The organism is Pedobacter yulinensis, assembly GCF_003029735.1.
Classification (GTDB): domain Bacteria; phylum Bacteroidota; class Bacteroidia; order Sphingobacteriales; family Sphingobacteriaceae; genus Pedobacter; species Pedobacter yulinensis.
In genome coordinates, this window is record NZ_KZ686271.1 from 11,820 (window position 1) to 24,863 (window position 13,044).

Annotated in this window: 11 protein-coding genes; all 11 read right to left on the reverse strand. The window is 51.4% G+C overall.

The window, feature by feature from the left end; all coding sequences use genetic code 11:
* Position 1: 1 nt before the first annotated feature.
* The 11 genes from leuB to C7T94_RS16900 all read right to left on the reverse strand — a co-directional run bounded on the left by leuB (position 2) and on the right by C7T94_RS16900 (position 12,709).
* On the reverse strand, positions 2-1,087 hold the full coding sequence (gene leuB, locus C7T94_RS16850; RefSeq protein WP_107216848.1) for a 3-isopropylmalate dehydrogenase: 1,086 nt from the start codon (positions 1,085-1,087) through the stop codon (positions 2-4).
* Entirely contained in the window at positions 1,088-2,548 is a 1,461-nt protein-coding gene (locus tag C7T94_RS16855) for an ATP-binding cassette domain-containing protein (protein ID WP_107216850.1), read from the reverse strand. It lies immediately after the preceding gene.
* 16 nt (positions 2,549-2,564) lie between these two features.
* Positions 2,565-3,161: a 3-isopropylmalate dehydratase small subunit gene (gene leuD, locus C7T94_RS16860; protein ID WP_107216852.1), complete on the reverse strand. Its 597-nt coding sequence runs from the start codon at positions 3,159-3,161 to the stop codon at positions 2,565-2,567.
* A gap of 17 nt (positions 3,162-3,178) precedes the next feature.
* Positions 3,179-3,931 (reverse strand): class I SAM-dependent methyltransferase, encoded by a 753-nt coding sequence (locus tag C7T94_RS16865; RefSeq protein ID WP_107216854.1) that lies wholly within the window; start codon positions 3,929-3,931, stop codon positions 3,179-3,181.
* Positions 3,932-5,347: a 3-isopropylmalate dehydratase large subunit gene (gene leuC, locus C7T94_RS16870; protein ID WP_107216856.1), complete on the reverse strand. Its 1,416-nt coding sequence runs from the start codon at positions 5,345-5,347 to the stop codon at positions 3,932-3,934.
* Positions 5,348-5,410: 63 nt separating this feature from the next.
* Positions 5,411-6,892 carry a ketol-acid reductoisomerase gene (gene ilvC, locus C7T94_RS16875; RefSeq protein ID WP_107216858.1) on the reverse strand — a complete coding sequence of 494 codons (1,482 nt, stop codon included), beginning with the start codon at positions 6,890-6,892 and terminating at the stop codon, positions 5,411-5,413.
* 54 nt (positions 6,893-6,946) lie between these two features.
* Positions 6,947-7,420 carry a DinB family protein gene (locus C7T94_RS16880; RefSeq protein ID WP_107216860.1) on the reverse strand — a complete coding sequence of 158 codons (474 nt, stop codon included), beginning with the start codon at positions 7,418-7,420 and terminating at the stop codon, positions 6,947-6,949.
* A gap of 69 nt (positions 7,421-7,489) precedes the next feature.
* Positions 7,490-8,113, reverse strand: coding sequence for an acetolactate synthase small subunit (ilvN, locus tag C7T94_RS16885; protein WP_107216862.1), 624 nt, complete (start codon positions 8,111-8,113; stop codon positions 7,490-7,492).
* A gap of 22 nt (positions 8,114-8,135) precedes the next feature.
* Positions 8,136-9,887, reverse strand: coding sequence for a biosynthetic-type acetolactate synthase large subunit (gene ilvB, locus C7T94_RS16890; RefSeq protein WP_107216864.1), 1,752 nt, complete (start codon positions 9,885-9,887; stop codon positions 8,136-8,138).
* An 11-nt stretch (positions 9,888-9,898) separates the two neighbouring features.
* Positions 9,899-11,578 carry a dihydroxy-acid dehydratase gene (gene ilvD / locus C7T94_RS16895; protein WP_107216866.1) on the reverse strand — a complete coding sequence of 560 codons (1,680 nt, stop codon included), beginning with the start codon at positions 11,576-11,578 and terminating at the stop codon, positions 9,899-9,901.
* Positions 11,579-11,818: 240 nt separating this feature from the next.
* Positions 11,819-12,709, reverse strand: coding sequence for an aminotransferase class IV (locus tag C7T94_RS16900; protein ID WP_107216868.1), 891 nt, complete (start codon positions 12,707-12,709; stop codon positions 11,819-11,821).
* Positions 12,710-13,044: the final 335 nt, after the last annotated feature.

Consider the following 13,044-nt stretch of genomic DNA (forward strand, 5'->3'; position numbering starts at 1 on the left):
GTTAAGATTGTTTGCTTTCCAGGTAGCCGAGCACGAGTTTGCCCATTTCGGCTGTACCGAGGATCTTGTTTTTATCGGAGTTGCTGTCGGCAATATCGCCGGTGCGGTAACCTTCTTTGAGTGCGCGGTCAACAAGTGCGACCACGGCTTTCGATTCTTCGATCAGGCCGAAACCGATTTCCAGGATCAGTGCCACCGAAAGGATTGAAGCCAGCGGATTGGCTTTATTCTGGCCGGCAATATCGTGCGCAGAACCGTGGATCGGCTCATAAAATCCTGTACTTTCACCTACAGAGGCCGAAGCGAGCATGCCCATGGAACCGGCGATCTGCGAAGCCTCATCGGTCAGGATGTCCCCGAACAGGTTCGCTGTCAGGACAACGTCGAACTGCTTCGGATTTTTAATCAGCTGCATGGCCGCATTATCGATAAACATGTGTTCGGTCTGAACATCGGGATATTGCTTCGCAATTTCCTGCACGGTTTCGCGCCAGAGCCTCGAGCTTTCCAGTACATTGGCTTTATCTACCGAGCAAAGTCTTTTGCTGCGCTGCTGGGCAGCCTGGTAAGCTTTGTGTGCAATGCGCTCCACCTCATACCGGTGGTAGATCATGAGGTCAGAAGCTGTTTGCCGGTCTTCTGATCGTGTTTTTTCACCGAAATAAACGTCGCCGGTCAGTTCACGGAAGAACAGGATGTCTGTACCCTGCAGAATTTCCGGTTTAATGCTCGAGGCTTGCAGCAGCTCGTCGAATAACATAATGGGGCGCAGGTTCGCATAGAGGCCCAATTCTTTGCGTATTTTAAGTAATCCCTGCTCAGGACGTACCTTGGCCGAGGGGTCATTGTCGTATTTGGCATGGCCAACGGCACCGAACAGGATTGCGTCGGATTTTCTTGCCTTTTCAAGCGTTTCATCAGGAAGCGGATCGCCCGTAGCTTCTATGGCCACATGCCCCATCAATGCTTCATCGAATGTAAACTCATGCCCAAAGGTCTTGCCGACTTGTTCGAGGACGGCTTTTCCCCATGCGGTCACTTCAGGACCGATCCCGTCGCCGGGTATTACTAAAATGTGTTTCTTCATTTAAATGCGTTCAAATAAATCTTCGGCGAGTTTGACTTCGCCTTGTTCAAGTACTATTTTTTTTTCAATACAGGCCGGAAGCGCTGCGTCAAAATGTCCCACGTAAATCAACGTCATGCCGTTGACAGACAGAGCATCTACCAGCCTGTTGAAATGTTGTGTCTGCCGGTCGTCCAGGCCCTGGCAAGGCTCATCCAGAACGAGGAGTTCGGGGTTTTTTATGATCGTTCTGCCAAGCAAGGCAAGGCGCTGTTTTCCCAGGGGAAGGGTGCTGAGCAACTCGTTCCTGTGTTCAGACAAACCCAGGAACGAGATGAGCTCGTCCACCTGGCGGCTCTGCCGGTATCCCGGCTGCCTGTACAGGCCGATGCTGTCGAAAAACCCTGATGCAATGCTTTGAAAAACCGTTGCGCCGGCATCGAAATACCAGTGCAGTTCGGGTGAGATCAGACCAATGTGCTGCTTGATGTCCCAGATGCTTTCGCCGCTGCCACGCCTGCGGCCGAAAAGGTAAATGGTGTTGGCGTACGCTTGCGGGTGGTCGCCATTGATCAGGCTGAGCAGCGTTGATTTGCCTGATCCGTTATGACCCTGCAGCAGCCATTTTTCGCCGGCACGAATCTCCCAGGTAATGTTTTTGAGCACCTGCTTGTTCCCATAACTGATGTTGACGTTTTCCATCCGCACCACCTCGTCTGTAGCGTAAGCCGGCCGGGTCCGTAAAAATTCAGGCAAGGCCGCCAGCGGCGTTTCGGCAGCCTCTTCCCGCTGCGGTGACGAATTATGCTGCAGCAGCATTCCATCCACAAGTTCCGCAAACCGGTTTATACAGGCCGGCAGCTCAGTTCCGTTACTGATCAGGATAAGCTGTACTCCTGACGCCGCTGCCTGGTCGAGCAGGGTGTTTAGCACCGTCCTTGACCTGCTGTCGAGGCCGGTATAGGGCTGATCAATGATTAGGAACTGCGGTTTAAGCCATAAGGCTTTCAAAAGCTGAAGCTTTTTGTGTTCCCCGCTTGACAGTTCCAACAGGGTTGATCCCATCAGGTTCGAAAAGCCAAAACCGGAAGCCAGTTGCTGCAGCCCGCCAGGCTGCAGCCCGTTTTCTGCACCAAAAGCTTCGAGCTCGGCACCAACAGTGATTACGTCCTTGGTTTGCAGGCTGGTGTAGCGCTGCTGGTAATAAAAATTAGCTACCCCTTCAAGGTTCTTAAACTGGTACCAGCTTTCCACGTACATCACACAGGCGGGCAGGGGACTGGCCGCGTCAAAGCAGACTTCCATACGCCCATGGCTGCTGGTCAGGCCGGCAAGTACCTTCGCAAGCGAAGTTTTTCCGCTGCCGCTGGCACCTGAGAGCAGCCAGTTCTCGCCGCTGCCAATGGCCCAGTCCAGGCCATCAAATACAACCTGTTGGGCGTAGTTGAGCTTCAGCTGATGTATGCGAATTGATCTGGCCATGTCTTATCTGCTGCGGTTAGCCAAAGCTGACGCGCTCCTGTTCAAATTTTGTAATCTCTTCTTTCTGGTTCAGGATGAAGTCGATGTCGTCATAACCATTGATCAGGCAGGCTTTTTTGTAGGGGTTGATCTCAAAACTCTCGCTGATACCGGTGGCAGGCAAGCTGATGGTCTGGTTCTCCAGGTCGATCACAAGCTGGGTAGCCGGGTCTTTCGAAACCGCTTCAAAGATGGCATGCAGGAATGCATCGGAGACCTGTACGGGGAGCAAGCCGTTATTCAGTGCATTGCCCTTAAAAATATCGGCAAAAAAGCTGCTGACAACCGCGTCGAAACCATAGTCCTGAATGGCCCAGGCGGCATGCTCCCGGCTGCTTCCGCAACCAAAATTTTTGCCCGCAACCAGCACCTTACCGCTGTAAACCGGACTGTTAAGTACAAAATCTGGCTTGGGCTCATTTTGCCCGTCATAGCGCCAGTCGCGAAACAGGTTGTTCCCGAAACCCTCGCGGGTCGTTGCCTTCAGGAACCTGGCGGGAATGATCTGATCGGTATCAATATTTTCTATCGGCAGGGGAACGACTGTCGACGTAAGTCTTTCAAATTTTTTCATTTCTCAATTTTGTTGGCCTAACGTTTATAGGCTTTGATTCTTAACCTTTTGTAATCAGCGATCCAATGACCCTGGACGAAATGGCTTTCCCTGAGCAGGCTGACTGTCTGCTGTTGTACGTCCCGTTTTTCGCGGGCGGTCATCCTGGCAAATGCCTGCGTGGGGAATTGCTCAAGCCAGGCCAGCAAGCCATCGTCACCGCTCAACCTGGTAGGCCGGTCAAAAAGCCAGGCCTGTTCAACTGTGAATCCGTGTTTTTCAAGCAAGCTTGTGTACTCCCCGATTGTTGGAAAGAACCAGAAGTCACGGACCAGTTTCCTGCCCAGGCCGAGCAGATCGGCGGCCTGTGCAATGGCGTCTGTAAAGCTTTGCACATTTCCTTTACCGCCAAGTTCTGCCACCAGACGGCCGCCGCGTTTCAGTGCGCCGAACATACTTTCTGTAACCTCGTCCTGATCTTTGATCCAGTGCAGGGTTGCATTCGAAAATATGGCATCGAACTGCGCAAAGTAAGAAAGGCGGGCGGCATCTGCCTGCTTAAAAACCAGGTCCGGATAGTTTGCAGTGGCCACCGTGATCATTTCCTGTGAGGCATCCAGACCCGTAACCCGGGCACCGGTCTGGGCAATCTTAGATGTGAGCTGTCCTGTTCCGCAGCCGAGGTCGAGTACCTGTTCGCCCGGCACCGGCTGCAGCCATTGCAGGAGGTCGGCGCCATAGTCGGTTACAAAATGGTGGCGTGAATCATATAAATTGCTATCCCAGATCATTTAGGCCAGTTCGGGGTGGTTTAATAAGGTTCGTACGTCTGTGATCTGCCCGGTAACGGCTGCAGCTGCTGCAGTAAGCGGACTGACAAGGAGCGTGCGGGCGTTTGGTCCCTGTCTGCCCTCGAAATTCCGGTTGGATGTAGAGATGCAATATTTGCCGGCAGGAATCTTGTCTTCGTTCATGCCCAGGCAGGCGCTGCAGCCAGGTTCACGCAGGCCGAAGCCTGCTGCTTCAAATACTTTGTCAAGCCCTTCTTCGATGGCCTGTTTTTCGACCTGCTTGGAGCCGGGAACGATCCAGACTTCTACGTTCGGTGCTTTTTGCCTTCCATAGACAAATTCGGCTACTTCGCGCAGGTCTTCGATGCGGGAATTGGTACAGCTGCCTATAAATACATAGTCTACCTGCTTGCCGAGTAGGGGCTCGTCGTCTTTAAAGCCCATATAGTCAAGCGCCTTCTGGTAGGAAAACTGTTCGGAATCAGGCTGGGCAGCCGTAGCCGGAATGTGCTGGGTTATGCCCATGCCCATGCCGGGATTGGTGCCGTACGTAATCATCGGTTCAATGTCTGCTGCATCGAAAGACAGCACGCTGTCAAATTGTGCATCTGCATCGCTGTAGAGCGTTTTCCAGTAGGCCAGGGCTTTATCCCACGCTTCGCCCTGGGGCGCGAACCGCCGGCCTTTAACGTATTCGAACGTGATTTCGTCGGGTGCAATGAGGCCACCGCGGGCTCCCATTTCGATGCTCATGTTGCAGATCGTCATGCGGGCTTCCATGCTCAGGCTTTGGATGGCCGTTCCTGCATATTCGATAAAGTAACCGGTTCCGCCGGCTGCCGAAATTTTGGAAATGATATATAAGATGATGTCTTTGGCCCGAACGCCCGCGTTCAGCGTTCCGTTCACCTCAATCTTCATCGTTTTCGGTTTTTGCTGCAACAGGCACTGCGTGGCAAGTACCTGTTCAACCTGCGAGGTACCTATACCAAAGGCAATGGCGCCGAAAGCACCATGGGTCGAGGTGTGGCTGTCGCCGCAGACCATGGTTTTGCCCGGAAGCGTGATGCCCAGTTCGGGACCGATCACATGCACGATGCCCTGAAAGGGATGGCCAAGGCCATAAAGCTCCACCCCGAATTCAGCGCAGTTTTTCGTCAGCATGTCGACCTGGTACCTGGACAGTTCTTCCTTGATGGGCAGATGCTGGTCAATGGTCGGTACGTTGTGGTCGGCGGTGGCCACAGTTTGCTTGGGCCTCAAGACAGGAAGCCCGCGTTTGCGCAGGCCGTCAAATGCCTGAGGGCTGGTTACTTCATGGATTAAGTGTGTGTCAATATACAGGATGTCAGGAAAGCCTTCCTCACTCTTCACCACGTGAGCGTCCCATATCTTTTCTACCAGTGTTTTTGACATTCTTTTATGTTTTGTTAGTTAGTAAAAAACCTCCCGGCGCTCGCGCCGGGAGGTGTATACGTATCAGGCTGTTTTGATGGCCTTCATCGCAGTCATGGCTTTGCGCAATTCTGCGCCCACCTGTTCCACCTGGTGGTTGCGGATTACTTCGTTCACGCTGATCAGCGCACGGTTATCTACCGCGCCATCTTTTCCTTCATTGAAATTCCGGCCGATCACATCGGTATCGATCCGGGCCATAAAGTCAGCCAATAAAGGTTTGCAGGCATGGTCAAAAAGATAACAGCCGTATTCAGCCGTGTCAGAAATGACCCGGTTCATTTCAAACAGTTTCTTGCGGGCAATCGTGTTGGCAATTAAAGGGGTCTCATGCAGAGACTCGTAATAAGCTGATTCTGGTTTGATGCCTGCTTCTACCATGGTCTCGAAGGCCAGCTCAACACCAGCGCGGATAAACGCAACCATAAGCAGCGCATTGTCGAAATACTCCTGCTCACCGATTTTTACATCGCCCGCAGGGGTTTTTTCAAAAGCGGTTTCGCCGGTAGCGGCGCGCCAGGTCAGTAATTTTTCATCACCATTAGCCCAGTCTTCCATCATGGTCCGGCTAAATTCGCCGCTCATGATGTCATCCTGGTGTTTCTGGAACAGTGGGCGCATAATCGTTTTCAGTTCTTCAGACAACTCAAAAGCCTTGATCTTGGCTACGTTGCTCAAACGATCCATCATGGCGGTAATGCCGCCCTGTTTCAGCGCTTCGGTAATGACTTCGACACCGTATTGTACCAGTTTAGATGCATATCCGGGCTCAATGCCTTTCTCGATCATCTTGTCAAACGAAAGAATGGATCCGGTTTGCAGGAGGCCGCAGAGAATGGTCTGCTCGCCCATCAAATCTGATTTTACTTCGGCTACAAAAGAAGACCGCAGTACGCCGGCGCGGTGACCGCCTGTACCTACACAATACGCTTTTGCCTGTTCGAGACCTTTTCCTTCCGGATCGTTTTCAGGGTGAACAGCGATCAGCGTAGGTACGCCGAAGCCACGGGCATATTCTGCACGTACTTCACTACCCGGGCATTTGGGTGCAACCATGATCACGGTAATGTCTTTGCGCACCTGCATGCCTTCTTCAACGATGTTAAAACCGTGCGAGTAAAGCAGCGTAGCGCCTTGTTTCATTAATGGCATCACAGCATTGACTACACTAGTGTGCTGTTTATCGGGTGTCAGGTTCACCACCAGGTCGGCTGAAGGAATAAGCTCTTCGTAGGTGCCTACGCGGAAGTTGTTTTCGGTAGCATTTTTCCAGGAATCCCGTTTGCTTTCAATCGCTTCTTTGCGCAGCGCATAGGAAATGTCCAGTCCACTGTCTCTCAGGTTGAGACCCTGGTTGAGGCCTTGTGCGCCACAGCCAACGATCACCAGTTTCTTGCCTTTCAGCGCTTCCACGCCGTCAGAGAATTCGGCGCTGTCCATGAATTCACAAACGCCTAACTGATTTAATTTCTCTCTGAGAGGAAGTGTGTTAAAATAATTTGCCATTTTTTTATTGGTTGATTTTTTGGTTTTTAGTTTTAATGATTGGTAATGACTTGTTTAACGTACAATTTTGCGCTGCGCCATGGCATAACCCAGGTGCAGGTGGTCATGCGATATTGAATAGGCCGCTGCCTCAGCCGCATTCCGAACCTGCATACCAAAAAGTGTAACAAAAGGCTGGAATCCCTGAAAGTAGCCGTTTTCAAGATCTGTGGCCAGGCGATCGGTCAGACTGAAGGCCAGTTGTTTCAGCTCGCCAATTTCGACTGCGCTGATGAAGCCTTCAGGCTTGCTTCCGCGGGCATATTTCGGGATAAATGCCGGATCTATTACACCTTTAAACCCGCCCCGGTCATAACACAGGGTTTGCTGACTGATCACAATGTGACCAAAGTTCCACGCAATGTTGTTTGCAAAACCAGCCGGAATCCTGTTCAGCTGCTCGATGGTTAATCCGTCGACCAGCTCTACGAAACGCTCGCGGATAATCCGGGTGTCTTCTATAATTTTATCGGTGGCCTGGTTGTTCATTACGTAATGTATGTTTTCAATCTTAAATGTAGCGCAGGTGTTGTTTGGTGTTCAAGCGGTGCGGCCGGTTTACATGGTGAAAATTTTGTCTCCTTTGTCCAGGAACTCATTTTCAACAACTTCTTCTCCGGGCTCGAGTGCCTCGAACTCTTTTAGTTTTTCGTGGAATCCGGCACTGTCTTTTATGATGGCCACACGGGCGCTGCGCACAAATTCGATCAGTTCATAAGGCTCGAGTGCTTTCACCAGCGCATCGGTCTCTTCCTTGTGTCCGGTCACGGCAAAAACGGTATAGTCTTTCCTGATCACAACGGCGCTCGCACCATACTGGCGCAGCAGCCGTTCTACAGTCACTTTCTCTGTGATTTCATCGGTCGATACTTTGTAAAGCGCCAGCTCCTGCCAAATGATCTCCTCATTGGTGTTGTAATAGACTTTCAGCACCTCGACCTGTTTTTCGATCTGCCGGGCCAGTTTTCGCACCACCTCGGCCGATTCATGGATCACGATGTTGAACCGGTGAATGCCTTCAATTTCTGAGGGTGAGGTATTCAAGCTCTCTATGTTGATCTTCCTTTTCGAAAAGATAATGGCAATGCGGTTCAGCAGGCCGATGCGGTTTTCTGCGTACACCGTGATGGTATATTCCTGTTTTCCGTTTTCGTTCTCGGCCGTGCCTGATGTAGTTTGCATACTCATGAATTTTTGCTGTGATTTATTTTAACCGGATCTCGCTTACACTGCAACCCTGCGGTACCATAGGGAAAACGTTATTTTCCTTGCCCACCATGACTTCCAACAGGTATGAACCTTCATGGTTGATCATGGTTTCGAGTGCTGACCGCAGTGATGCGCGCTCATCTACCCGGCTTGCCTCAATATAATAGGACTTGGCCAAGGCCACAAAATCGGGGCTGGTGATGTTCACGAAAGAGTACCGTTTGTCGTGGAAAAGCTGCTGCCACTGGCGCACCATGCCCAGAAACCTGTTGTTCAGGATCAGGATCTTAACCGCTGCGCCGAACTGCATGATGGTGCCCAGTTCCTGTGGCGTCATCTGGAAGCCGCCATCGCCGATAATGGCTATAACGGTACGTTCGGGAGCCCCGTATTTTGCGCCGATGGCGGCGGGAAGGCCGAAACCCATGGTGCCAAGACCACCCGATGTTACGTTCGACCTAGTTTTATTAAATTTTGCATACCGGCAGGCAACCATCTGGTGCTGCCCTACATCGGTTACAATAACGGCATCGCCGCCGGTGATTTCATTGATGTTCCGCAAAACCTCGCCCATGGTCATTTCCTCGCCGGCAGGGTAGAGCTCTGGTGTAATGACCTGGTCCTGTTCTTCCTGGTTGTAAGCTTTGAAGCGGTCAAGCCAGGCCTGATGATTGCGTTTTTCGACGAGTGCCGTCAGCAGCGGAAGCGTGGCTTTACAATCACCCCAAACGCCAACATCTGCTTTTACATTTTTATCAATCTCTGCGGGATCAATATCGAGATGAACAATCTTGGCCTGTTTTGCGTATTTATCAAGCCTGCCGGTTACCCGGTCGTCGAAACGCATGCCAACTGCGATCAGTACGTCGCACTCATTGGTCAGTACATTGGGACCATAATTTCCGTGCATACCCAGCATGCCCACATTGAGCGGGTGGTCTGTCGGGATAGCACTTTCGCCCATAATGGTCCAGGCCGCAGGGATGCCGCTTTTTTCAATAAACTCCGTAAATTCCTTTTCTGCCTTACCGAGAATTACACCCTGTCCGAAAAGTACGAAGGGCCTTTCTGCCTTGTTGATGAGGGCTGCCGCTTCGGCAATGAACTCTTGCCGAATCTGTGGTGCCGGCCGGTAGCTGCGAATGTGGTTGCACTTTTTATAGGGCGCGAATGTTTCGATCTGGAGCTGCGCATTTTTTGTGATGTCGATCAGCACAGGTCCCGGCCTACCGCTCTTGGCTACGTAGAAGGCCTTGGCCAATACTTCGGGAATTTCCTTGGCGTCTGTGACCTGGTAATTCCATTTGGTCACCGGCGTCGTGATGTTAATGACGTCAGTTTCCTGGAAAGCATCTGTACCCAGCAGGTGGGCAAAGACCTGGCCGGTAATGCAAACCAGCGGCGTACTATCAATCTGGGCATCAGCGAGGCCTGTTACCAGGTTGGTTGCCCCAGGGCCGCTTGTCGCAAAGACGACACCGACCTTACCCGAGGTGCGGGCATAACCCTGGGCGGCGTGGATGCCTCCTTGCTCATGCCGTACCAGAATGTGTTCAAGCCGTTCGTTGTAATCGTAAAGTGCGTCATAAATAGGCATGATCGCCCCTCCGGGGTAGCCGAAGATGGTGCTTACCCCCTCGGCAATTAGTCCGTTGAGCAGGGCTTGCGAGCCTGATCCCTTGAATGTCCCGGCTGGTTCCTGCCTGGTTTCGGTACCGGTAGCGGTAAGATCTTGTGCGGTTTCCATTGTCATGTTGTTTAAGCTTCGTCAGTTACACAGCCTTCGGCTGCGTTTTTTACGCTTTTGGCGTACTTGTATAAGATTCCTTTTTTTACTTTCAGTTCAGGTTGTTTCCAGGCAGCCCGGCGCTGGCTGATCTCGTCTTCAGAGACCTTCAGCACAATGCTGTTGGTCGTGGCGTCGATCTCGATCCGGTCTTCATCCTGAACAAGTCCGATCAGGCCGCCTTCAAAAGCTTCGGGTGTGATGTGGCCCACGACAAAACCATGTGTGCCACCGCTGAAGCGGCCGTCTGTAATCAATGCCACGCTTGAACCCAGGCCTGCACCAAAGATAGCAGAAGTGGGTTTCAGCATTTCGGGCATGCCAGGCGCCCCTTTTGGTCCAACATTACGGATCACCACTACGTCGCCAGCTTTGACACGGCCGCTCGTGATGCCATGAATCAGTTCGAACTCTCCGTCGAATACCCTTGCCGGACCTTCAAAACTGATTCCTTCCTTGCCGGAGATCTTGGCTACGCTGCCGCCTTCAGCCAGGTTGCCGTACAGGATCTGCAGGTGACCTGTGGCTTTGATCGGTGTTTCAGCGGGAAGGATGATCTTTTGGCTTTCAAAATCGAGCGCAGGCACCTGTTCCAGGTTTTCGGCAAGCGTTCTGCCGGTAACGGTAAGACAATCGCCGTGCAACCAGCCTTTGCTAAGCAGGTACTTCATGACTGCGGGCACACCGCCAACTTTATGCAGGTCTTCCATCATGTACCTGCCGCTTGGTTTCATATCGGCCAGTACAGGAATGCGGTCGCTGATGGTCTGGAAGTCGTCCTGTGTAAGGGGCACGTCTACACTTTTCGCCATGGCAATGAGGTGCAGAACCGCGTTTGTCGAACCGCCAAGCACCATGATGGTAACAATGGCATTTTCGAAAGCCTTGCGGGTCATGATGTCGCTTGGTTTAATGTCTTTCTCCAGCAGGAGGAGGATGGCTTTCCCCGCATCGAGGCATTCCTGTTTTTTCTCGTCGCTTAGGGCAGGGTTGGAAGACGAATAAGGCAGGCTCATGCCCAGGGCCTCGATCGCTGCCGCCATGGTGTTGGCTGTATAGATACCACCGCAGGCGCCTGCACTCGGGCAGGAATTGCGTACCACTTCCTTAAAGTCTATGTCGTCAATCTGGCCCGCAATGCGTTTGCCCAGCGCTTCGAATGCGGAAACAATATTGAGGTCTTCACCTTTGTAATGGCCCGGTTTGATGGTTCCGCCATATACCATGATAGAAGGCCGGTTCAGGCGGCCCATGGCGATGAGTGAACCGGGCATGTTCTTGTCGCAACCAGGCAGTGTGATCAGTGCATCGTAGTATTGTGCGCCGCACACGGTTTCTATTGAATCGGCAATGACGTCGCGGCTTACAAGCGAATAACGCATGCCCTCGGTTCCATTGCTCATACCGTCGCTCACACCGATGGTGTTAAAGATCAAACCGACCATGTCGTTGTCCCAAATACCTTGTTTTACAATCTTCGCCAGGTCGTTCAAGTGCATGTTGCAGGTGTTTCCGTCATAGCCCATGCTGGCTATGCCTACCTGCGCTTTTGCCATATCTGCTTCGGTAAGACCGATGCCGTACAGCATGGCCTGTGCGGCCGGTTGTGTCGGGTCCTGGGTTAGTGTTTTACTGTATTTGTTCAATTCCATTGTTTTTCAATCTATATTTTGTTTAGTTTTCGGTTTACGCGTCAGTGTTCCCGGGGCAAAAAAAAACCGCCCCTGAAGTGGAGGCGGTTTGTTATGGTGTATGGAAACATCACATGCAAACAGCTCCAGTTCCGCTCTGGGAAATGACATTAATGAGCTTGCTAATGGTGTTTGTTCTTTTATACATGGTGCTGAACAAACATAGCAAAAAAATAAAGAACGTTTTCCCGCAGCGGGATATCAGATGATTACCTCGTAATTCACCTTTTCAAGTACGACATTTTTGTAGGCACGCTGAATCACCGATCCGATCGATTCATTCCAGCTTTGCGGGAAAATGATGCTGTCTACCGACTGAATGCCGACAATTTCAGCGGCGGTTCCGCAGAGAAAGGCACTGTCTGCATTTTTAAGCTCGATCGCGGTAAGTTCTTTTTCGATCACTTCGATATCGAGCACCCGGCAGAGTTCCATTACAGTGCGTCTGGTAATGCCGGGAAGGATGTTGCCGGTTTTCGGCGTGTACAACCTGCCATCGCGTTCAATAAAAATGTTGGCGTTGGGTGCGGCGGCGACTTTGTCCTGGTGATCGAGCATCAGCGCATCGTCAAATCCTTTTGATTTCGCCTCTGTCGATGCAAGTATGGCGTTCATAAAATGTCCGCTCAGTTTCGCTTCGACCGGTGTCGAGCGCGGATTGGGGCGCTGGTAAGAGGAGATCATTAGCCGTAAAAGTTTGTCGCCGAAATATGCAGCCCATTCCCAGGCGCAGATGACCACAGATACGCCGGCCGGCGCTGTCAGTGACATGTTCGGATCACAAATAACCAGGGGTCTGATGTAGGCATCTTTCAACTGGTTTAGTTCCAGAAGTTTATATGTGTCGCGCATCAGCTGCTCTGTATCCCAGTTAAAAGGAATGCCAGCCAGCGCACAGGACCGTTTCAATCGGGCAAAATGCTCACGGGCTTTGAATATCCGGGTGCCATTGTGTGTTTTATAGGCCCTGATGCCTTCAAAAGCCGCGAAGCCGTAATGAAGCGACTGACTGTACATGTCGGCTTTGGCTTCGGTCGCTTTGATAAAGTCGCCGTTAATGTATACCAGTGTTTTGTTGTTGTAATACTGCATCGTATTGACATTAAAAAAGCGCCTTTTTTTGGAAGGCGCTCGGGTGTGTTGTCTGTGTATCTATACCGTTTGCGCCTGCGTCTTGCCATTCAGCAGAATGACAGCCCAAACCAGTAGCAGCACACGGTTAAGTGCAGTGCGGGTGTTCTGGAAAGGACGAAGGCTGGTCGCAGTCATTTTGCTCGTTTTAGATTATACCAATTTAGTTTTTGGTCTATTTATTAGCAAACAAAAGTTTAAAAAAAATATTTTAGAATATAATTTTGCAACCATCGCGAAATTCCAAAGAAAAAATGGTAGAAACCTCTTTTTTCCAGTGTTTACCGGGTACATCG

Coding starts and splice junctions, on each gene's coding strand:
- ilvB (WP_107216864.1), bottom strand. CDS start 9,887: ATGGAAACCGCACAAGATCTTACCGCTACCGGTACCGAAACCAGGCAG.
- ilvD (WP_107216866.1), bottom strand. CDS start 11,578: ATGGAATTGAACAAATACAGTAAAACACTAACCCAGGACCCGACACAA.
- leuB (WP_107216848.1), bottom strand. CDS start 1,087: ATGAAGAAACACATTTTAGTAATACCCGGCGACGGGATCGGTCCTGAA.
- C7T94_RS16900 (WP_107216868.1), bottom strand. CDS start 12,709: ATGCAGTATTACAACAACAAAACACTGGTATACATTAACGGCGACTTT.
- ilvN (WP_107216862.1), bottom strand. CDS start 8,113: ATGCAAACTACATCAGGCACGGCCGAGAACGAAAACGGAAAACAGGAA.
- C7T94_RS16880 (WP_107216860.1), bottom strand. CDS start 7,420: ATGAACAACCAGGCCACCGATAAAATTATAGAAGACACCCGGATTATC.
- leuC (WP_107216856.1), bottom strand. CDS start 5,347: ATGTCAAAAACACTGGTAGAAAAGATATGGGACGCTCACGTGGTGAAG.
- C7T94_RS16855 (WP_107216850.1), bottom strand. CDS start 2,548: ATGGCCAGATCAATTCGCATACATCAGCTGAAGCTCAACTACGCCCAA.
- ilvC (WP_107216858.1), bottom strand. CDS start 6,892: ATGGCAAATTATTTTAACACACTTCCTCTCAGAGAGAAATTAAATCAG.
- leuD (WP_107216852.1), bottom strand. CDS start 3,161: ATGAAAAAATTTGAAAGACTTACGTCGACAGTCGTTCCCCTGCCGATA.
- C7T94_RS16865 (WP_107216854.1), bottom strand. CDS start 3,931: ATGATCTGGGATAGCAATTTATATGATTCACGCCACCATTTTGTAACC.